Genomic DNA, 19,273 nt, shown 5'->3' on the forward strand with positions numbered 1-19,273 from the left:
GCCCGACCCCGGTCAGGGAATGAGCAGGCCGATCGCGGCGAGGACCGTCAGGCCCAGCACCAGCTTGTCGAAGACCGACTGGGAGATGCGGCGGGCGACCTTCGCGCCCGCGAAGGCGGCCAGCAGCACGACCGGCACGAGCAGCGCGTCCATCGCGAGGGTCTCGGCGGTGAACAGGCCGAGCCCTGCGGAGAAGGGCAGCTTGAACAGGTTGATCACGGCGAAGAACCACGCCGAGGTGCCCAGGAAGGTCAGCACCGGCATCCGCATCATCAGCAGGTACAGCGACATGACGGGCCCGGCGGCGTTGGCGACCATGGTGGTGAAGCCGCCGAGCAGGCCGTAGCCGATGCCCTGCGCGGTCGCGGCGGCGCCCTTGCGGCTGCCGCTGGCCTGCTCGGCACGGGTCGCGGGCCCGGGGGCCGAAGAGTGGTCCGACGCCTCCGACTCCGCCGCGGTGCGCCGCGCGGCCTGTGCGCGACGGACGAGGGTGAGGGTGACCAGCGCCAGCAGGATCACGCCGATGGTGACGCGCACGGTGGTGTCGTCGACCGCGGCGAAGAAGAACACGCCGATGATCACGCCGACCATGGCGCTGGGGAGGAGTCGCACGAGGGTGCGCCAGTCCGGTTCGCGTCGGTACACCCACAGCGCCGTCATGTCGCCGAGGATCAGCAGCAGCAGGAGCGCGGCGGTGGACTCCTTCGCAGGCATGGCCAGTGCGAACGCGCCTGCGGCGAGGGTCCCTGCGCCGGGCAGCGCGGTCTTGGAGAAGCCGACGATCAGCGCGCCGAGCACCACCAGCAGCCACGAGGTGGTGCTGAGATCGGGGAGCAGGGCGGCGAGGTCGGACACGAAGAGCGAACCTACCAGCGGGCGAGTCTGCGGTGCGCGAGGTGTCCGGAGCCGTCATCCACAGTCCTGCGGAACGAGATCCTCATCCAGGAGATCCTCGAGATGTCCCGGAGCGCGCCGGCGCCGCCCGCCATCCCTTCCGGCCGTGCGGGGCTCCTCGGTAGACTCGTGTCCGAACCAGCATGAGGAGATCGCGATGACACTCGGCTCCCGTCCCCGCCCCGATGACAGCGCTCGGACCTACACCGTGCAGATGGAGTCCCGCGGCAACGAGCGCTTCATCGTGGAAGACCGTCTCGACGCAGAGTTCCTGGAGCTCGCCGACGAGTTCGCGATGAAAGCACGCAGGATCCTCGCCGAGAACCCGCGGAAGACTCGGCGTCGAGCACGACGCTGAACCGATCCGCCGCGTTCCGCCGATGGCCCGTCGCCGGCCGAGCTGCTGAGTTCGAAGGCACGAGACGATGCGCGGGCCTCACCCGATCCAGTCGGCGCGGACCTCTCCCCCGTCGGCCCCGGCCGCGGCGCGCAGCGCGCCGACGACCAGCGCCATCGCGCAGGCTCCGGGGTCCATGACGCCTTTCGCGCTGTCGCCGACGTAGCTGGCGCGGCCGCGTCGGGCGGTGAGCTCGGCGGTGCCCTTCGCGGCGTCGATCGCGGCCTTCTCCGCGGCGCCGAGCGCGTGCACGGCATCGGCCCCGGAGCCGGCGGCCTCGCGCAGCGCGGTGACGGCCGGGGCGAGGGCGTCGACCATGGTGCGGTCGCCCACCTCGGCCTCGCCGTACTTCTGGACCACGGCCTGCCCGGCCGCGAGCGCCTCGGCGAGCGCGGCGAGATCCGGGACCTCGCCGTCGCCGGCGGCCCTCGCGAGATCACGGTAGAACATGCCGAACAGCGGCCCGGAAGTGCCGCCCACGCCGAGCCAGGCGCGGGACATGGCGGTGACCCAGCCGCGGTAGTCGGCGGGCTCGCCGCCCTCGAGCTCGCGGCCGAGGTTCTTCATGGCGACGCGGACGTTGTCGCCGAAGTCGCCGTCTCCGGCACGGCGGTCGAGGTCGCCGAGCGCGGGCGCGGCACCCTCGAGGCTCTCGCGAAGGGTCGTGACGACGAGACGGCCGAAGTCGTCGGGCAGGGCGTGGTCGGTCATCGCGGTGCTCCTCACCAGGTCAGGGCAGGGGTCTGGACGGGCGCGTCCCAGAGACGGCGCAGCTCCTCGTCCAGCGGCATCAGCGTCAGCGAGACGCCGTGCATGTCGAGGCTGGTCACGTAGGAGCCGACGAGGCTGCGGCCGACGGCGAGGCCGGCGTCGCCCAGGCGGTGGTGGAGGCGACGGGCGACGAGGTTCAGCTCGAGCGGGTAGGTGCCGCCGAGGCCGCCCACGATCGCGAGCACCTCGGTGCCGCGCTCCAGGCCCAGCTCCTCCAGCAGAGGGTCCAGGAGCAGGTCGGTGAGTCCGTCGGCGCTGGTGAAGGGGACCCGCCGGGCGGCGCGCTCGCCGTGGATGCCGACGCCGAGCTCGACCTCGTCGTCGCCGAGGGCGAACTGGGGCTCCTCGTCGCCGGGGTGGGTGCCGGCGGTCAGCGCGAGGCTCATGGTGCGGGCGGAGGCGGCGGCGCGCCGGCCCACCTCGGCGACCGCGGCGAGGTCCTGGCCCTCCTCGGCGGCGGCGCCGCACACCTTCTCGACGATCACGGTGGCGGCGGTGCCGCGGCGGCCCGGGCCTCCCCCGTCGGCCGTGTCGGTGGCGAGGTCGTCGTCCACCAGCACGATCTCGGTCTCCACCTCGGAGTCGCCGCTGATCTCGCCGGCGATGCGGAAGTTCAGCACGTCGCCGGTGTAGTTCTTGACGATCTGGACGACGCCGTGGCCGGAGTCCGCGGCCTTGGTCGCCTCGAGGACCTGCAGCGCGGTGGGGCTCGCGAAGACGGCGCCGGCGACCGCGACGTCGAGCATGCCCTTCCCGACGAAGCCTGCGTGCAGGGGTTCGTGGCCGGAGCCGCCGCCGGAGACGAGGCCGACCTTGCCCCTCGCGGGCTCGGCGCGGCGCACGAAGCGGTGCTCGGCGTCGAGGGCGAGGCGGCCCGGATGGCTGAGGACGAAGCCCTCCAGCGCCTCGGGGACGAGCTGGTCGGGGTCGTTGACGATGCTGCGTCGCATGAGGGTCCTTCCCGCGGGCGGATGCTCGATCCCGACTCTAGCCCCCGCCGCCCAGAGCCGCACCGTGCCCGGTACGCTCGGTCGGAGTGACACGTCGGCGGGGGCCGACGGGTGGGGGCGAGGGGGGACCATGGACGGGGTGCGCCTGGGCTTCGGCGCGTTCGCGACGCTCTTCGCGCTGGTCGTGCTGCTGCTGGTGCTGGTGGCGCTGTGGATGATGTTCTCGGCCGTGCGGGACCTGCTGCGGGCGCGGCGTCTGGCCTCGAGCGGGATGCGGACCGATGGGCGGGTGATCTCCTCGCACGTGCACTACAGCGGCACCCGGGAGGACCGCTCCAGCCGCGTCGTCGAGACGATCGAGTTCACGACCGACCGCGGGCAGACGGTCCGCGCGAACCCGGTGGTCAGCGATGCCGGGACCGTGGACCGCAGCGGCATGAGCGTGACCGTGCTCCACGACCGCGACCGGCCCGAGCGCTTCATCGCGCCGCAGAACGGGCACGGCATCTCCGCGAGGGTCCCGGTGATGCGGATCGGCTTCGCCCTGCTGTTCCTGGCCGTCATCGGGATCATCCTCAACGGCAGCTGGATGATCATCGGCTACGTCCCGTTCCCCTGGCGCGCTGCCTCTTGAGGAGGTGCCTGCATAAAGGGGACTCCAGCGGCACGGCGAGGAGCTGAGCTCCGCAGCGTGCCGCTGGAGTTCCCTTTCTGTTGATCACCCTGCCGCCGTGGGCAGCTCGTCCGGGCCAGACCTGCTCGTGCCGGGTCACCTCTCTCCAGGCCGCATCAGCTCGACCGGAGCCGCGTCTGCCCTGCTCGCCGCATCATCCCTGCTGGTGCCGCGTCAGCTCTGCGACGTCCCGCTGTCGTCCTCCGAGGTCGCACCGCCCGGTGCGCCCTCGCCCGGCGCACCCTCGGGCGGGGTGCCGCCGGGTCCGCCCTCGCCGCCCGATGGGGGCTCGCCGCCCTCGCCGCCGCCCATCCCCCCGCCGCCCATCCCGCCGGCCTCGGGCTCGGTGGTGGTGTCGATCGGCACGTCGATGGCGAAGGAAAAGCCGTTCTCGAGGTCGCCGGAGAGGGCCGCGAGCTGCTGCTCGTAGCCGTCGGAGAAGATCCCGTCGGTCTCGAGGGTGAGCTGGGAGAGGTTCTCGGCGCTGCCCGCGTACTCGGTGAGCTCGTAGACGCCGTCCGCCTCCGTCTGGGGCAGCGCGATCTGCGAGGTGAGGATCGCGTTGGTCGCATCCACGATCGACTCCGCGTCGGGGAACACCTCGAAGTGGAGGTGGGGCCAGCGGCCGGCGTAGCAGCCGGGGAAGATGGAGGTGAAGGTGACCTTGCCCTGCGCGTCGGCGATCTGCACGCCGCGCAGGTAGGTCTCCTCCTCCACGCCCTCGGAGTACATCGAGTACTGCCCGGCGGCGTCGCACTGCCACAGGTACACGGCCGCGCCCTCCATCGGCACGTCGCCGCCGGCCATGTCGATGATGGTCATGGTGATGTCGAGGGGGATGCCCTCGGCGGTGGTGTCCGAGTCGATGGAGGAGCGGATGTCGGAGCGCTCCACGCCGCTGGTCTCGAGCACGTCGGCGCCGTTGGAGCCGTCGCCCGGGTAGGGGCCCGCAGTCTCGCCGGGCATCTCGGTGAGCTCGGACGTCGCGCTGGAGCCGCCGGCATCGCTCGCCCCTCCCCCATCGCTCGCGGCGCCGGTGGTGGAGGCGGAGCCACCGGTGCAGGTGGCGAGGACGGCGGTGACGCTGCCCGCGCCGAGCACGCCGAGCGCGCCGCGGCGGGAGACCAGAGTGCCGACGTCGAAGGTGAGACCCTGGTCCTCGACGTCCTCGGCCGGGTGGTGGAGGGGCCGGCCCTCGAAGCTGTTGAGAGGTGCGGTGCCCGAGGGGACCGATCCGGCGGAGTTCTGTGCGGCGGTGTGCTCGCGCGCCTCGGGATAGGGGCGGCCGACGCGGCGGGGGTCGGTGATGTCCATGACGGGTCCTCTCGGTCTCCTGGTGTGGAGCCGGAAAGCTAGAAGCGCAGGCTGTAGAGCCGCTGTCAGCTATCCGTGATCTGCCGGGAGGGTGTCGGGGAGCTCGCTGGGAGTCGTGGGCGGCACGGTCCCGGGGGCAGCGGCGAGGGGTCGGACAGAGACGGCCGCGGAGTGTCGGTCACGTCGGTCCTGACCTGCGGCGGGGGCGCGGTCCCCGGCGACCGGCGAGCGCGGCGGCGAGACGCTGGAGGCGCCGCCCCGGGAAGCGGCCGAGGTCGAGGGCGCTGTGATGCAGAACGCCGCCGGGGTCGAGGGCGCTGTGATGCAGAACGCCGCCGAGACCGCGCCCGTGCACGCTCACGACGGATCTCGTACGGTGCTGAGCATGCGCCTCCTCCTTCTCCGCCACGGCCAGACGCCCTCCAACGTCGAGGGAATCCTCGACGCCGCCTATCCCGGGCCGGGGCTGACCACGCTCGGCCACACCCAGGCCCGTGCGGTCCCCGCCGCGCTCGCGCACGAGGACATCGCCGCCATCCACGTCTCCCGCCTGCTGCGCACCCACGAGACCGCGGCCCCGCTCGCCGCCTCGCGCGGGCTCAGCCCGCGCCTGACCGAGGGGATCGAGGAGATCCGCGCCGGAATCCACCAGGACCAGCAGGACGCGGAGGCCGTCGACGCCTATCAGGCCAACCACCACCGCTGGAGCGCGGGCGAGCTCGAGGGCGGGCTGCCCGGCGGCGAGACCGGCCGAGAGTTCTGGGACCGCTGGACCCGGGCGCTGCGGCACATCGCGGATCAGCACGCCGAGGACGCGACCGTCGTCGTGGTCAGCCACGGCGCCGCGATCCGCGTGTTCGCCTCGGTCGCCGGCGGGCTCGGCGCCGCCTCGCTGTCCGAGCGGCCGCTGTACAACACGGGCCTGGTCACCCTGGTGGGGGACCCGGCGGCGGGCTGGCGCGTCGAGGACTGGATCTCCAGCCCTGTCGGCGGCGAGCACCTGCTTCGCGATGCCGAGCACGACGTGACCGCCGACGACGCGGCCGACGCGAAGGCCTGAGGGCCGCCGCAGATCACCGCGCCGTCGGCCAGGTGCGAGGAACCGGGGCTGTCCAGCCCGTCGTCGCAGCGGCGAAGATGCTCTAGCTCCGGGGTCCGCCCGCCGTCGTCGGCGGAGGCGTGGTGCTCGGGGTCGGCGGGGTCACCATCGCGGATGGATGCTGTCCCGCAGCAAGGCGTCGTACGTCTCGTGCACCGCCGCGTCGAACCGGGCCAGGACGTCCTGCTCCGCGGTCGAGGGCGCGGAGCCCGCGGCGGCGTTCGCCCGGGCCTGCTCGCCGCTGCTCGCGCCGGGGATGACGGTGGTGACCCCGGGCTGCGCGAGGATCCAGCGCAGGCTCGCCTCGGGCAGCGCCATCTCCCCGTCGAGCGCCTGCTCGAGCCGGGCGACGGCCTCCAGGCCCGTCGCGTAGTCGACGCCGGAGAAGGTCTCGCCCTGGTCGAACGCCTCCCCGTGTCGGTTGAAGCGGCGATGATCGTTCTCGGCGAACTCGCTCGTCGCGGAGAACTTGCCCGTGAGCAGCCCGGAGGCCAGCGGGACCCGGGCGATGACCGCCACGCCCTTGGCCCGCGCGAGGGGCAGCACCTCGTCCAGGGGCTTGAGGCGGAAGGGGTTGAGGATGATCTGGAGCGAGGCGAGGTGCTCGCGCTCGAGGCTGATCAGGGCCTCTTCGCAGGTCTCGACGCTGACGCCCCACGCGGCGATCCGCCCCTCCTCGACCAGCGCGTCGAGCGCCTCGAACACCCGGTCGTCGCGGTAGATCGCCGGCGGCGGGCAGTGCAGCTGCACCAGGTCCAGGGTGTCCATGGCGAGGTTCTGCCGCGACCGCTCCACCCAGCCCCGCAGCGCCTCCTCGGTGAAGGACTCCGGCGCGAAGGGGTCCGCGCGTCGGGACGCCTTGGTGGCGAGGAACGGGAGGCCCTCGGCGGCGGTGGCGTCGGCGGCGACGCGGGCGCGCATCGCGCCGACGAGCCGTTCGCTGCGGCCGTCGCCGTAGACGTCGGCCGTGTCGAAGAAGGTCACCCCGGCTTCGAGGGCGACGCCGAGCACCTCCTGGGCGGCGTCGTCGCCGACCTCGCCCCAGTCCGCGCCGATCTGCCAGCAGCCCTGGCCGATCACGGACAGCGGGCGGCCGAGGCGGGCAGGGGTGCGGTGCTGCATGGACATCGTCGACCTCGCGTTCTCCGGGCCGCCCCTCGATGGGCGGCGCTCGGGAGAGGAGTCTTCCAGACCGGCAGGCGCCCTCGCGCGCCGCGTTCGTGGGCGCTCACGGACCGCGGCCTCAGCCCACCGCCAGCGCGAGGGCGGCGCGAGCCTCCCGATAGCGCTGGGCGGCCACGGCGATCACCTCCGGGTGGTCGCCGAGCGGGGCGGAGACGAGGTCCGCGCCGGCCCGGTGGACGAGACCCGCGAAGTGCCCGGGAGCGAGGACGTAGCTCGCGGCGATCACGCGGCGCGCCCCGGCCGCGCGGGCCGCGGCCACGGCCTCCGGGAGACCGGGCGCGCATCCGGCGCCGTAACCGGTCGTGACGGGAGCGGGCAGGCGCGCGGAGAGCAGGTCCCGCATCCGCTCCACGGCGCGGGCGGCCGCCGGGTCGGTGGAGCCGGCGGCGGCGAGCACCACGTGATCGCCTGGTCGGTGCCCGGCATCGCCGCCGCTCACGGCCGCCAGTCGGTCGCGCAGGGCCCGCACCAGGTGCCCGTCGGGGCCGAGGGGCTCGGCGGCCACGGCGCCGGGATGCGGGGCGACCGCGGCGGCGATGTCGACGGAGGTGTGGAAGCCGGTCGAGAGCAGCAGCGGCAGCACCACCACGGGTCCGCGCGACGCGGCCTCGGCGACGACCTCCGCGACCTCGGGCTGCTCGACGTCGACGTAGGCCTCCCGCACCGCGGCGTCCGGCACGGCGACGGCGAGCGCGGCACGGATCCGGGCGATGACGGTGCGGCCGGCCGGGGAGCGGGTGCCGTGGGAACAGGCGACCAGGGTGGTCATGGGGCGTCCTCCTGGTGAGGGGCGGGCCGGCGGCTCTGAGGGGCGGCGGGCTGGTGGGCGTCGGCGGGGGCGGGATCGAAGTGCTGGACCACGGCGCGCACGAGCGCGCCCATCCGGCTGCGCGCGGGCAGCAGCGCGGGGATGCCGCGCGCCTCGAGCGGACCCGCGGTGAGGGGGCCGACGGCCGCCATCAGCAGCCGTCCGGCGCGGGCATGGCCGGCGATGCCGGGCAGGGCGCCGGCCCGTTCGGCGGCGACCAGCCAGTTCTCGGTGCCGGGCGCGGCGGTGAACAGCACCGCGTCCACCTCGCCGGCGGCGGCGTCGAGCACGGAGCGGTGCACGGCCGCGGGGTCGCGCGGCGGCCCCCACCGGTAGACGGTCAGGGCCGTCACCTCCGCGCCGGCTCGCTCGAGCGCCTCGTCGAGGCCGTCGGCCCCGGAGCCGTGGTGCTGCACGGCGGCGCGGAGGCCGCGCAGGTCGTGGCCGGCGAGGTGGTCGATGATCTCGGCGGAGGTGCCGTCGGCGGCGACCCAGTCGACGTCGAGGCCGGCGCCCTGGGCGGCGCCGCGGGCCTTCGGGCCGCGGGCGAGGACGCGGGTGCCGGCGAGCGCGGCGCGCAGAGCGGGGGCGATGCCGGCGGCCTCGGCCGCCTCGAACCAGCCGCGCATCCCCACCCCGGTGGTCGCGACCAGCAGCTGCGGCGGGCGGGCGACGAGCTCGGCGGTGCGCTCCAGCAGCAGCGGGTCGTCGACGTGCGGGATCATGCTCATCGCGGGGGCGTGCTGGATCGCGGCGCCGTGTCGCCGGAGCGCGGCGGCGAGCTCGTCGGCCCTGCGGTCCAGGGCCAGGACGAGGCGCCGCCCCTCGAGCGCGGACGAGAGGCGCGCGGGGGCGCTCACGCCCCTGGCCCCGTGGCCGACAGCCCCGTGACCAGGGCCGAGGCATCGGCGGAACCGACCGTCGGGGCGAGAGACGCGACCGACGGGGCACGAGGCGCGACCGGCGGGGCAAGGGTCACGGCCGGCGGGGCAAGGGGCACGGCCGAGAGTCCGACCGGGGCGCCCGCGAGGACGCCCGCGCCGAGCACCGCCGGCTCCTCCTCGAGCGCCGGGGCCTCCGCGCCGAGCAGCCCGGGCCGGGCGACCTCACCGATCACGATCACGGCAGGGCTGCGCACCTGCGCCTCCTCGGCCGCGCGCACGGCGCGCTCGAGGGTGGTGCGGGTGGTGCGCTGGCGCGGGGTGTGCCCGTTCTCGACGATCGCGACAGGCCTCTCCCCCGGAACGCCGTGGGCGAGGGCGGCGCCGACGAGGGCGGGCAGGGCCCCCACGCCCATGAGCACGACGGTGGTGAGGGTGTCGTCGGCGAGCGCGGCGAGGGTCGCGACGGAGGGGCCGTGCGGTCCGGCGGCGTCGTGCCCGCTGACCACGTGCACACCGGCGGCGACGCCGCGATGGGTGACGGGGACGTCCGCCGCCTGGGGAACTGCGAGCGCGCTGCTGATCCCGGGGACCACCTCGACCTCGATCCCGGCGGCCCGACAGGCGAGCACCTCCTCCCCGCCGCGGCCGAGCACGAAGGGGTCCCCGCCCTTGAGCCGCACGACGGCGCGGCCGGCGCGGGCGTGCTCGACGAGCAGCGTGCCGATGCGGTCCTGGGGGACGGGGTGGTGGCCGGGCGTCTTGCCCACGTCGATCACGAGCGCGCCGGGCCGCAGCTCGGCCCGGATCTCGGCGGCGGGGCCGAGCCGGTCGGCGATCACCACGTCGGCCGCGCGCAGGAGCCGCAGGGCGCGCACGGTGAGCAGGTCCAGCGGTCCGGGCCCGCCGCCGACGAGGGCGACGCGCCCGGCCGTCCCCTGGCCTCGCGCGCCGGGCGTCCCGCCCCCCTGCACGCCGGTCATCTCGCGCCCCCGCGCAGCACGTACAGGTCCCCCTCGAGCGTGCGCACGGGCCAGACGCGCAGGCGCCGGACCTCCTTGCCGCGGGTGTCGACGCAGGTGCCCGAGCGCAGGTCGAAGACCTGCTTGTACATCGGGGAGGCGACGGTGGGGCGGCCGCCGCGGGAGCCGACGATGCCGCGGGAGATGACGTTCGCACCCGAGTAGGGGTCGTGGTTGTCGACGGCGCGGACGTCCCCGCCGGGCAGCAGGAACAGGGCGACCTGCTCGGTGCCGAGGAGGGCGGCGCGGCCCCGTTCGACCTCGAGGTCCTCCAGCGGGCACAGGCGCTCCCAGTTCGCGGCGAGCTGGGGGGCGAGGGTGGGGGTGGTGAGGGTCGTGGTCATCGTCGTACCTCCAGGGTCGTGCCGGCGATAAGGACGGAGTCCCCGTCGCGCTCCTCGGGCCGGGCGGGGCGGATCTGGCCGCGCTCGGGGACGTGCGCGAGGCCGGGGTCGGGGGTGGCGGGGGCGTTGACGAAGGAGCGGAAGCGCGCGAGCTTCGCCGGGTCGGCGAGGGTCTCTGCCCATTCGTCGCGGTAGCCGGCGACGTGGCGGGCCATCGCGGCGTCGAGGTCGGCCGCGAGGCCCAGGGAGTCCTCGAGGATCACCGCGCGCAGCCCGTCGATCCCGCCGTCGAGGGCCTCGAGCCAGGGGGCGGTGCGCTGGAGCTTGTCCGCGGTGCGGATGTAGTACATGAAGTAGCGGTCCAGGGTGCGGATCAGGGTGTCGTCGTCCAGGCCCTCGGCGAGCAGCTCGGCGTGGCGCGGGGTCGCACCGCCGTTCCCGCCGACGTACAGGTTCCAGCCCTGGGCAGTGGCGATGATGCCCGCGTCCTTCCCGCGCGCCTCGGCGCACTCGCGGGCGCAGCCGGAGACGCCGAGCTTGAACTTGTGCGGGGCACGCAGTCCGCGGTAGCGCAGCTCGAGGGTGACGGCCATGCCGGTGGAGTCCATCACGCCGTAGCGGCACCAGGCGGAGCCGACGCAGGACTTCACGGTGCGCAACGACTTGCCGTAGGCGTGGCCGGACTCGAAGCCTGCGTCGACCAGGCGCTGCCAGATCAGGGGCAGCTGCTCGAGGCGGGCGCCGAACATGTCCACGCGCTGCCCGCCGGTGATCTTGGTGTACAGCCCGAAGTCGCGGGCCACCTCCCCCACCGTGATCAGGCCCTCGGGGGTGACCTCCCCGCCGGGCATGCGGGGGACGACGGAGTAGGTGCCGTCCTTCTGCAGGTTCGCCATGACGTGGTCGTTGGTGTCCTGCAGCGTCGCGTTCTCGCCCTCGAGCACGTGGCCCTCGGGGACGAGGACGGCGAGGATGCTGGCGAGGACGGGCTTGCACACGTCGCAGCCGCGGCCGCGGCCGAACCGCTCGATGACGGCGCTGAAGGTGTCGAGGCCCGAGACGTGCACGGCGTCGAAGAGCTGGCGTCGAGAGAGGTCGAAGTGCTCGCACAGTCCCGTGGAAACGGCCTTGCCGAGCTTCGCGAGCTCGCCTGTGACCAGGGATTTCACCATGACGGTGCAGGAGCCGCAGGTGGCGCCGGCCTTGGTGCAGGCGGTGACCTCGGCGGCATCGGTGCAGCCCTGCTCGCGCACGGCGTGGCGGATCGTCCCGGCGCTCACGGAGGAGCAGGAGCAGACGATCGCCTCATCCGGCAGCTCGGGGGTGGGGGCGGAGCCGGCGCCGGCGGGCAGGAGGTGCACGGCCGGGTCGGCGCCGAGCGCTCCGCCCACGAGGGGGCGCAGGGAGCCGTAGGCGGAGGCGTCGCCCACCAGCATCCCGCCGAGCAGGGTCTTCGCGTCGTCGGAGAGGACGAGCTTCTTGTGGACGCCGCTGACGGGGTCGGTGTAGACGACGTCGAGGGCACCTGGGGTGGTGGCGAAGGCGTCACCGAAGCTGGCGACGTCGACGCCGGAGAGCTTGAGCTTGGTGGAGAGGTCGTAGCCGTCGAAGGTCGCGTCGCCGCCGAGGATCCGGTCGCAGACCACCTCGGCCATGGCGTATCCGGGGGCGACCAGGCCCACGCACTGCCCGTCGAAGGCGGCGACCTCGCCGATCGCGTGGATGCGGGGGTCGGAGGTGGTGCAGGCCGCGTCGATCCGCACCCCGCCGCGCTCCTCGCAGGAAAGGCCCGCCGCACGGGCGAGCTCGTCGCGGGGGCGCACGCCGACGGTGAGGACGACGAGGTCGGCGGGCACCTCGTCGCCGTCCCGGAGGAGGACGGACTCGACCGCTCCGTCGGGACCGGGGCGGAGCGCGGTGGTACGGGCCTCGGTGCGCACGGCGATGCCGCGGGCCTCGATGAGGCGGCGCAGCACCGCCCCGGCGGGCAGGTCCAGCTGCGCGGACATGAGCCGGTCGCTGGACTGGAGCACGGTCGCCTCGACGTCCATGCCCTGCAGGGCGCCGGCGGCCTCGAGGCCGAGCAGTCCACCGCCGACGACGACTCCGCGCACGGGGCGGTCCAGGGCCGCGGCCCGCTCCTGGACGTGGCGGCGCAGGTCCTCGACGTCCGCCAGGGTGCGGTAGACGAAGCTGCCGGGCAGCTCCGCGCCCTCGACGGGGGGCCGGGCGGCGACCGAGCCGGTCGCGAGGACCAGGTGGTCGTAGGCGTGGACGGTGCCGGAGGCGGTGGTGACGGTGCGGGCGCCGGTGTCGATCGCGGTGGCCGGGTCGTCCTCGTGGAGGGTGACGCGGGGGTCGGCGAAGATCGTGGCGGGGAGGGTGAGATCCTCGGCGGTCTCGCCGTCGAAGAAGCGGGTCAGGCCCACCCGGTCGTAGGGGCGGTGGGCCTCGTCGCCGAGGACGGTGATCTCCAGACGGTCCTCCGCGCGGGTCACCAGGGAGTCGACCAGGCGGTGCGCCGCCATGCCGGCGCCGATCACGACGATGCGGGCGCTCATCGGGTCGCCCCCACCAGGTCGGCGGTCTCGGTGGGTCCGTCGGCCGACGGGTCGGCGGTGGAGCCGGCGGCCGGTGCGGCGGGCGACGCCGCCCGGAGCTCGGTCGGGTCGGCGGACGCACCCGAGGTCGCGTCGGAGGTCACGGTCGCGCCGGGCGCGGCGGAGGTGGCGGCGGGCTCCGTGTCCGCAGGCACGTCGGCCGGAGCGGCGGCGTGGCGGCGGTGGGCGAGGAAGAGCGGAAGGGCGACGAAGGTCAGCCCGCCCACGAGGTTCCCGACCACGGTGGGGATCTCGTTCCAGACCAGGTAGTCCAACAGGGTGAAGTCCGCGCCGAGCAGGAGGCCCGAGGGGAACAGGAACATGTTCACGATGGAGTGCTCGAAGCCCATGTAGAAGAAGAGCATCACCGGCATCCACATGCAGGCGATCTTCCCGAGCATGCTGTCGGACATGAACGCGCCGACCACGCCGGTGGAGACCATCCAGTTGCACAGCACGCCGCGCACGAACAGGGTGAGCATCCCGGCGGCGCCGTACTCGGCGTAGCCGACGGTGCGGCCGTGGCCGATCTCGGAGATCGCCTCGCCCACGGCGCTGGGCTCGGTGGCGAAGCCGTAGGTGAAGTAGATGGCCATGAGCACCGCGACGGCGACGGCGCCGATCAGGTTGCCCAGGAACACCAGGCCCCAGTTGCGCAGCATCGCGGGGAGGGTGACGCCGTCTCGGCGGGCGAGCCAAGCGAGGGGCACCAGGGTGAACACTCCGGTGAGCAGGTCGAAGCCCATCAGGTACAGCAGGATGAAGCCGACGGGGAAGAGCAGCGCGCCGAGCAGCGGCTGGCCGGTCTGGGTGGAGACGGTGACGGCGAACGCGGCGGCCAGCGCCAGGATCGCGCCGCCCATGATGGCGCGGAGGATCGTGGTGCCGGTGGAGTAGGAGGCCTTCGCGGCGCCGGCGGCGGTGAGCCGGTCCACCAGGTCGGCGGGCTGGACGTAGGACATGGCAGCTCCTGGGACTCGGGGAGAGTGGTCATGTCCCGTGCGCCTGCAGCGGGATGCGGCCATCCTGTGGCTCCCGGGCCCGGGGGCGAAGACCAGGAGGGGCCCGTGACCTTCTCGTGACATGGGGTCTCAGGGGAGGTCCGCGGCGGGAGCCCCCTGCTGCTCCCGGGAGCACGGGAAGAGGAACGGCACGTGAGGCGTTGATCCCGTGGGTGCCGGGCCAGCCGGCACGGCACCCTCACTCGACGAAAGGTGCCCCCATGCCCGTCCCGCTCTCGATCCTCGACCTCGCGACCGCCGCCCGGGACCAGTCCCCGGCCGAGGCGCTCGAGGGGACGGTCGCCCTGGCCAGGAAGGCGGAGGAGACCGGGTACGAGCGCGTCTGGTACGCCGAGCACCACAACATGGTCAGGATCGCCTCCTCCGCGACCTCGGTGCTGATCGCCCATGTCGCCGCGCACACCAGCACGATCCGGCTCGGAGCGGGCGGCGTCATGCTGCCCAACCACTCCCCGCTCGTGATCGCGGAGCAGTACGGCACCCTCGAGACGCTCCACCCGGGGCGGATCGATCTGGGCCTGGGCCGTGCGCCGGGCACCGACCAGAACACGATGCGTGCGCTGCGCCGCAGCGGCGCCTCCGCCGACTCCTTCCCCGAGGACGTCATGGAGCTGCAGGGCTACCTGCAGGGCCGGTCGCGGATCCCGGGCGTGGACGCCTACCCGGGCAAGGGCACCGACGTCCCGCTGTTCATCCTCGGCTCCTCGCTGTTCGGCGCGGGCCTCGCCGCCGCGCTCGGCCTGCCCTATGCCTTCGCCTCGCACTTCTCCCCCGGCGCCCTCCATGAGGCGATCGCGCTCTACCGCCGCGAGTTCCAGCCCTCCGAGCAGCTCGAGACGCCCCACGTCATCGCCGGCTTCAACGTGATCGCCGCCGACGATCGGGCCGATGCCGAGCGCCAGCAGCACGAGATGATGCGCAGCCGGGTGGCGCTGCTGCTGCGCCCGGGCACCGAGTACACCGACGAGCAGGCCGACGAGCTGCTCGCCGCTCCCCAGGCCCAGCACCTGCACCAGATGGCGACCTACAGCGCCGTCGGCACCGCCGACGTGGTGCGGGACCAGGTCGCCGAGTTCGCCGAGGCCACCGGCGCCGACGAGCTGATCATCGCCCACCAGGGCCCGCGGCTGGAGCAGCGGCTGCGGTCGGCGGAGCTGCTGGCGGAGGCGTACATGGAGTGAGGGTCCCCCTCGGCCGCGGCCTGCGCCGCCGCCCTCACTCGTCGGGGTCGTACCGCCCCTGGGTGGGGAGGGTGTCCCAGAAGGAGGCGTCGGCGGCCCGGATGGACCCGTCGGCGATCGCGCGGGTCGTCTCCTCGAGGGTGATGACCGTCTGCCGGATGAGGTAGCCGCTGCTGCGGGCACCGAGCACGTAGCTCTCGCCGGAGTGGTCGGCCATGCCGCGCATCTCGAACAGGAGCGTGGCGATGTCGTACTCGACGGCGAGGCCGTTGCGACTGATGGTCTCGGCGGAGCCGCCGTTGTACTTGCCGATCAGCCCCCAGCCGGTCGAGTTGACCGCGTCGTACACGACGGCGCCGAGCTGCTTGGAGCGCTCGACGAGCTCGGCGGAGGCGTTCGGGGCGGTGGGGTACAGGATCGAGCCGGAGACCCAATCCTCGCCGATCGCGCTGTAGGCGCCCTGGTGGTGGAGGTCGATCATGTAGTCGATGTCGTAGGCGCCCAGCACGTTCTCGTGCAGCGCCTGGGTCTCGGGCTGGAGCCGGTCGACGTGATCGCGGTTGAGATCGACTTCGCGGGCGTTGTAGCGGGTGAGGTGGCGGTCGCCGTGGGCGATGTAGCCGTCGAGGGAGAAGTCGACGTCGCCCATCGCGCCGTCGGGGTTGAGCATCGGGACGACGAGCACGTTGACGCCGTCGAGCACATCGCGGTTGCGGCCGGTGCCGAGGTGCTTGATGAACTCGAGCGCCCCTTCGGTGGTGAGCTGCTCGTTGCCGTGCTGCTGGGTGAGGAAGAGGATCGTGGGGTTCGCGGGGTCGCCGATCCACGAGGCGAGGTAGAGGTCGCGGCCCTTCACCGACTGCCCGATGACGTCCAGCTGCATCGCCGGCTGCTTGTCGGCCTGCTTGTGGAGGAACGCCGCGACGTCGTCGTAGGTGGAGAGGTGGGCGGTGGTGATGTTTCCGTTGCCGCCCCATTCGGGGCCCTTGCCCACGGCGTGGGCCGCGGCGGGGAGGGTGAGGAGGGGGAGCGCAGTCATGGCACCGATGACACGTCGTCGTGTGAGGTGGGTCATGCGCCATAGCCCACCACGGGGCGCCGTGCGTCTCAAGGGACGATTCGGACAGGTTCCGACCGATTCGGAGAGGGTGCAGGTCAGGGCGAGTCCGCCCGGTCTCGCTGCAGGAGCTGGGAGTGCGGTGAGGGAATGATCAGCTCTACGATCACCTGCGACCCCTCCCCCACCCCGCAGGAGCACTCCGCCATGACCTGGACCCCCACCGCCGAGGACGACCGCCGCTTCCTCTCCCTCGCGATCGAGCAGGCGCAGAAGAGCTGGGACGAGGGCGGGGTGCCGATCGGCGCGGTGCTCGTGCACGACGGGGAGGTGCTCGCCGCCGGTCACAACCAGCGCGTGCAGAAGGATTCCGCGATCCTCCACGGCGAGACCGACACGATCGAGAAGGCGGGGCGTCTGCGCGCGAGCGTGTACCGGGAGTCGGTGCTGTACACGACCCTGTCGCCGTGCATCATGTGCTCCGGCACCGCGCTGCTGTACGAGATCCCGCGGATCGTGGTGGGCGAGAACCGCACCTTCGAGATGGCCGAGGACCTGCTGCGCGAGCGGGGCGTCACCGTGGACGTGCTCGATGATCCCGAGTGCGTGGCGCTGATGGAGCGGATGATCGCCGAGCGGCCCGAGATCTGGAGCGAGGACATCGGCGTGGAGACAGGCGAGCTCGGCGCGCCGGCCTCGGACGGGGCCGCCGAGGGCGGGGCCGACGGCGAGGGTCAGGGCCGGTGACCGCGGTCGAGCTCGAGGAGGGCACCGCCGCCGAGCCCGTCGACCCGGACTACCCGGTCATGCCGGTCCCCCGCTCCGCCCGTCGGGGCGTCGTCTCGATCTCGGTGGTGCTGATCGGGTTCACCGTCTTCGCGCCGACGCTCATGGCCGGCGCCTCGATCGGGGCGGCCTTCCGCTTCTCCGAATTCCTGGCCGTGCTGCTGGTGGGCTCGGTGGTGCTCGGCGCGTACGTCGCCGCGATCGGCTTCCTCGGCGCCCGCACGGGCCTGACCACCGTGGTCATGTCCCGCTACACCTTCGGCACCGCCGGGTCGAAGCTGGTCTCGGTGCTGCTGGGCGGCACGCAGATCGGCTGGTACGGGGTGGCGGTCGGCTCGATCGGACAGATGACGGCGCTGGCCTTCGGCTGGCAGAGCGCCTGGGCGCCGGGACTGGTGATGATCGGCGTCTCCGCCCTAATGATGCTCACGGCGCTGTACGGCTACGAGGGCATGTACTGGGTCTCGCTGATCTCCACGCCGCTGATCCTGGTGCTCGCCTTCTGGATCACCGCGCTCGCGCTCACCGAGGTGGGCGGCTGGCGGGGCCTGTTCGACATCGCCCCCACCACCTCCATGACCTGGGCCGCGGCCGTGACGACCGTGGTGGGCACCTTCGCCTCCGCCGGCACCCAGGCCGCGAACTGGACCCGGTTCGCGAGGCGCGGCCGCGACGCCGTCATCGCCTGCGGGCTCGGCTTCGTGATCGGCAACGGCCTGATGGTGTTCTTCGGCGCCGTCTCCGCCCTCGCCTTCGGCGAAGGCGACTTCACCACCCTCCTGCTGGGCATGGGCATGATCGGCTGGGGCCTGTTCTTCCTGTTCGGCAACCTGTGGAAGTCCAACGCCGACGCCGCCTACGCCTTCGGCGTCGCCGGGGCCGAGCTCGCCAACGCGAGGCGCAAGGGCCCCTTCATCATCGGCGGCGTCGCCATCGGCACCGTGCTGGCGCTGCTCGGCGTCGAGGGGCACATCGTGGGCTACCTCAGCCTCATCGGCATTCTCATCCCGCCGGTGGGCGGCGTGCTGATCGGCGACTGGATCGCGCGCTGGCGCCACGGGCAGCCGCCGCTGTCCACGCTCACCGAGAAGGTGCGCTGGCAGGCGCTCGTGCCGTACGTGCTCGGCTGCGGGGTGGCGTGGGTGAGCAATGAGTACGGGATCGGCATCGCACCGCTGAACGGGATCGTGGTGGCGCTGGTGGGGGCGTGGGTGCTGGGCGTGCGGGCGGGGCGACGCTGAGGGCGTCGCGCTCGGCCGACGGGCGGCGTCTGCGGGATCAGCCCCAGGCGCCGCCCTCGCCGTCGGTGAGCGGGAGCGTGCCCGCGGCGCGGTGGCGCTCGTACAGCTCGCGCAGGTGATCCCGGTACTCCGGATCGTCACCGGCCGGCTCCATCGGCGGGAGCGCGGCGAGGAGCTGGTCGGCGATCTGGTCGCGGTCCCACCAGGCGGGGATCATGACGCCCGCGAACTCGCGGGCCGTCCTCTGCACGTCGTCGAGCGAGGTGGACAGGATCAGATCCGAGGTCGTCACCTGGAGCGGGTCGCCCGGCATCTCCGACTCCCGGCCGACGTGCAGGCGGGCGTGGAGCCCGTCGGGCGCCCATGTCACCGCGAAGCGGGTCCGGTGATAGCCGCGCTCGTGCAGGGCGAGGACGCCGTCCAGGATCTGCAGGAGGAAGCCGGCGCCGTCCAGGGTGGGCAGCGCGGCGGCGTTCGCGACGAGGTCGTCGTAGACGGCGACGGGCATCGGCACCTCGAAGTAGTGCTTCTCGCGCTTCTTCCCGAGCCTCTCGCGCAGCTGCTCCCCCGTGAGATCGAGGATCCGGATCGCCGATGGGTCCGCCGAGCGGACGTTCGTGACGAGGTAGAGGTGCGCGGCGGGGTCCTCTTCGAAGGCCTTGACCTGGTTGGGCTCGAGCCACAGGAAGTCACCGCGTCCGGCGCCGCCGAAGGCCTTGATCTCGATCAGGCGCTTCTCACCGGTGGTGTCGTCGATGGACTCGACGTCGACCAGGGCGTCCTTCCTGCTGCGTAAGTCGACAGCAGTGCGTCCTGCAGCGCGCTCGAAGGCGATCACGGCCTCGATGGCTCGGGCCTCGATCTCGTGGTTGGACAGCTTCAGCAGGTCCGCCTGGTTCATGGCGTGATCATGACAGAGGGGGCCGACGGCCGCCGGTCGAAGATCCACATGCCATGCGCCTCGAGACACTTGAGAACCCTCGCTTCCCCAGCCGCGGCACCTCTCGACCCTCGGCTTTCGCTGCGCATGTCACCGCCGCTTCGTACG

19 protein-coding genes are annotated in these 19,273 nt (G+C 73.4%); 6 read left to right on the top strand and 13 right to left on the bottom strand.

From position 1 onward, the window contains the following. Window positions 1-12: 12 nt before the first annotated feature. Complete coding sequence (locus tag DEU31_RS11870) at window positions 13-855, bottom strand: sulfite exporter TauE/SafE family protein (protein ID WP_133677272.1); 843 nt, start codon at window positions 853-855, stop codon at window positions 13-15. Between the two features lie 196 nt (window positions 856-1,051). Between DEU31_RS11870 and DEU31_RS11875 the strand changes: the two genes are divergently transcribed. After that, window positions 1,052-1,252 carry a hypothetical protein gene (locus DEU31_RS11875; protein WP_053916582.1) on the top strand — a complete coding sequence of 67 codons (201 nt, stop codon included), beginning with the start codon at window positions 1,052-1,054 and terminating at the stop codon, window positions 1,250-1,252. A 78-nt stretch (window positions 1,253-1,330) separates the two neighbouring features. On the opposite strand, the gene DEU31_RS11880 is transcribed toward DEU31_RS11875, so the two are convergent. Further along, window positions 1,331-2,002 (bottom strand): DAK2 domain-containing protein, encoded by a 672-nt coding sequence (locus DEU31_RS11880; RefSeq protein WP_133677273.1) that lies wholly within the window; start codon window positions 2,000-2,002, stop codon window positions 1,331-1,333. Window positions 2,003-2,013: 11 nt separating this feature from the next. Then, entirely contained in the window at window positions 2,014-3,012 is a 999-nt protein-coding gene (locus tag DEU31_RS11885; protein WP_133677274.1) for a dihydroxyacetone kinase subunit DhaK, read from the bottom strand. 130 nt (window positions 3,013-3,142) lie between these two features. On the opposite strand from DEU31_RS11885, the gene DEU31_RS11890 reads away from it, so the two are divergent. Then, window positions 3,143-3,646, top strand: coding sequence for a DUF3592 domain-containing protein (locus DEU31_RS11890; RefSeq protein WP_010551905.1), 504 nt, complete (start codon window positions 3,143-3,145; stop codon window positions 3,644-3,646). 213 nt (window positions 3,647-3,859) lie between these two features. Here DEU31_RS11890 and DEU31_RS11895 read toward each other — a convergent pair whose 3' ends face one another. Then, window positions 3,860-4,999, bottom strand: coding sequence for a 3,4-dioxygenase subunit beta (locus DEU31_RS11895; RefSeq protein WP_133677275.1), 1,140 nt, complete (start codon window positions 4,997-4,999; stop codon window positions 3,860-3,862). A 385-nt stretch (window positions 5,000-5,384) separates the two neighbouring features. Here DEU31_RS11895 and DEU31_RS11900 point away from each other — a divergent pair, with 385 nt between their 5' ends. After that, on the top strand, window positions 5,385-6,059 hold the full coding sequence (locus tag DEU31_RS11900; protein WP_208109985.1) for a histidine phosphatase family protein: 675 nt from the start codon (window positions 5,385-5,387) through the stop codon (window positions 6,057-6,059). A gap of 141 nt (window positions 6,060-6,200) precedes the next feature. Here the strand turns inward: DEU31_RS11900 and DEU31_RS11905 are convergent, their stop codons facing one another. The 7 genes from DEU31_RS11905 to DEU31_RS11935 form a co-directional block, all read right to left on the bottom strand. Next, on the bottom strand, window positions 6,201-7,220 hold the full coding sequence (locus tag DEU31_RS11905) for an aldo/keto reductase (protein ID WP_166649506.1): 1,020 nt from the start codon (window positions 7,218-7,220) through the stop codon (window positions 6,201-6,203). Window positions 7,221-7,341: 121 nt separating this feature from the next. Next, window positions 7,342-8,052: a CbiX/SirB N-terminal domain-containing protein gene (locus DEU31_RS11910; RefSeq protein WP_133677277.1), complete on the bottom strand. Its 711-nt coding sequence runs from the start codon at window positions 8,050-8,052 to the stop codon at window positions 7,342-7,344. Next, window positions 8,049-8,951, bottom strand: a complete 903-nt coding sequence (locus DEU31_RS11915; RefSeq protein WP_133677278.1) for a uroporphyrinogen-III synthase — start codon at window positions 8,949-8,951, stop codon at window positions 8,049-8,051. Before DEU31_RS11915 ends, DEU31_RS11910 begins: the two co-directional genes overlap by 4 nt. Then, a complete protein-coding gene (cobA, locus tag DEU31_RS11920) occupies window positions 8,948-9,955 on the bottom strand; it encodes a uroporphyrinogen-III C-methyltransferase (protein ID WP_133677279.1) in 1,008 nt (335 codons plus the stop codon). Before cobA ends, DEU31_RS11915 begins: the two co-directional genes overlap by 4 nt. Further along, window positions 9,952-10,338, bottom strand: a complete 387-nt coding sequence (gene nirD, locus DEU31_RS11925; protein ID WP_133677280.1) for a nitrite reductase small subunit NirD — start codon at window positions 10,336-10,338, stop codon at window positions 9,952-9,954. Before nirD ends, cobA begins: the two co-directional genes overlap by 4 nt. Further along, complete coding sequence (nirB, locus tag DEU31_RS11930; protein WP_133677281.1) at window positions 10,335-12,899, bottom strand: nitrite reductase large subunit NirB; 2,565 nt, start codon at window positions 12,897-12,899, stop codon at window positions 10,335-10,337. The genes nirD and nirB overlap by 4 nt, the downstream gene beginning before the upstream one ends. Further along, on the bottom strand, window positions 12,896-13,900 hold the full coding sequence (locus tag DEU31_RS11935) for a formate/nitrite transporter family protein (protein ID WP_133677282.1): 1,005 nt from the start codon (window positions 13,898-13,900) through the stop codon (window positions 12,896-12,898). Before DEU31_RS11935 ends, nirB begins: the two co-directional genes overlap by 4 nt. A gap of 260 nt (window positions 13,901-14,160) precedes the next feature. On the opposite strand from DEU31_RS11935, the gene DEU31_RS11940 reads away from it, so the two are divergent. After that, entirely contained in the window at window positions 14,161-15,141 is a 981-nt protein-coding gene (locus DEU31_RS11940; RefSeq protein ID WP_133677283.1) for an LLM class flavin-dependent oxidoreductase, read from the top strand. A 34-nt stretch (window positions 15,142-15,175) separates the two neighbouring features. Here DEU31_RS11940 and DEU31_RS11945 read toward each other — a convergent pair whose 3' ends face one another. After that, the gene (locus tag DEU31_RS11945) at window positions 15,176-16,180 is read right to left on the bottom strand and encodes a M14 family zinc carboxypeptidase (RefSeq protein WP_133677284.1); all 1,005 of its coding nucleotides are present in this window, start codon (window positions 16,178-16,180) and stop codon (window positions 15,176-15,178) included. Window positions 16,181-16,348: 168 nt separating this feature from the next. Here DEU31_RS11945 and DEU31_RS11950 point away from each other — a divergent pair, with 168 nt between their 5' ends. Further along, window positions 16,349-16,945 (top strand): nucleoside deaminase, encoded by a 597-nt coding sequence (locus tag DEU31_RS11950; RefSeq protein WP_243733823.1) that lies wholly within the window; start codon window positions 16,349-16,351, stop codon window positions 16,943-16,945. Beyond that, window positions 16,942-18,225, top strand: coding sequence for a cytosine permease (codB, locus tag DEU31_RS11955; RefSeq protein ID WP_133677285.1), 1,284 nt, complete (start codon window positions 16,942-16,944; stop codon window positions 18,223-18,225). The genes DEU31_RS11950 and codB overlap by 4 nt, the downstream gene beginning before the upstream one ends. A 37-nt stretch (window positions 18,226-18,262) precedes the next feature. Here codB and DEU31_RS11960 read toward each other — a convergent pair whose 3' ends face one another. Next, window positions 18,263-19,126, bottom strand: a complete 864-nt coding sequence (locus DEU31_RS11960) for a DUF3883 domain-containing protein (protein WP_133677286.1) — start codon at window positions 19,124-19,126, stop codon at window positions 18,263-18,265. Window positions 19,127-19,273 lie beyond the last annotated feature (147 nt).

The organism is Brachybacterium sp. AG952 (genome assembly GCF_004362645.1).
Classification (GTDB): Bacteria; Actinomycetota; Actinomycetes; order Actinomycetales; family Dermabacteraceae; genus Brachybacterium; species Brachybacterium conglomeratum.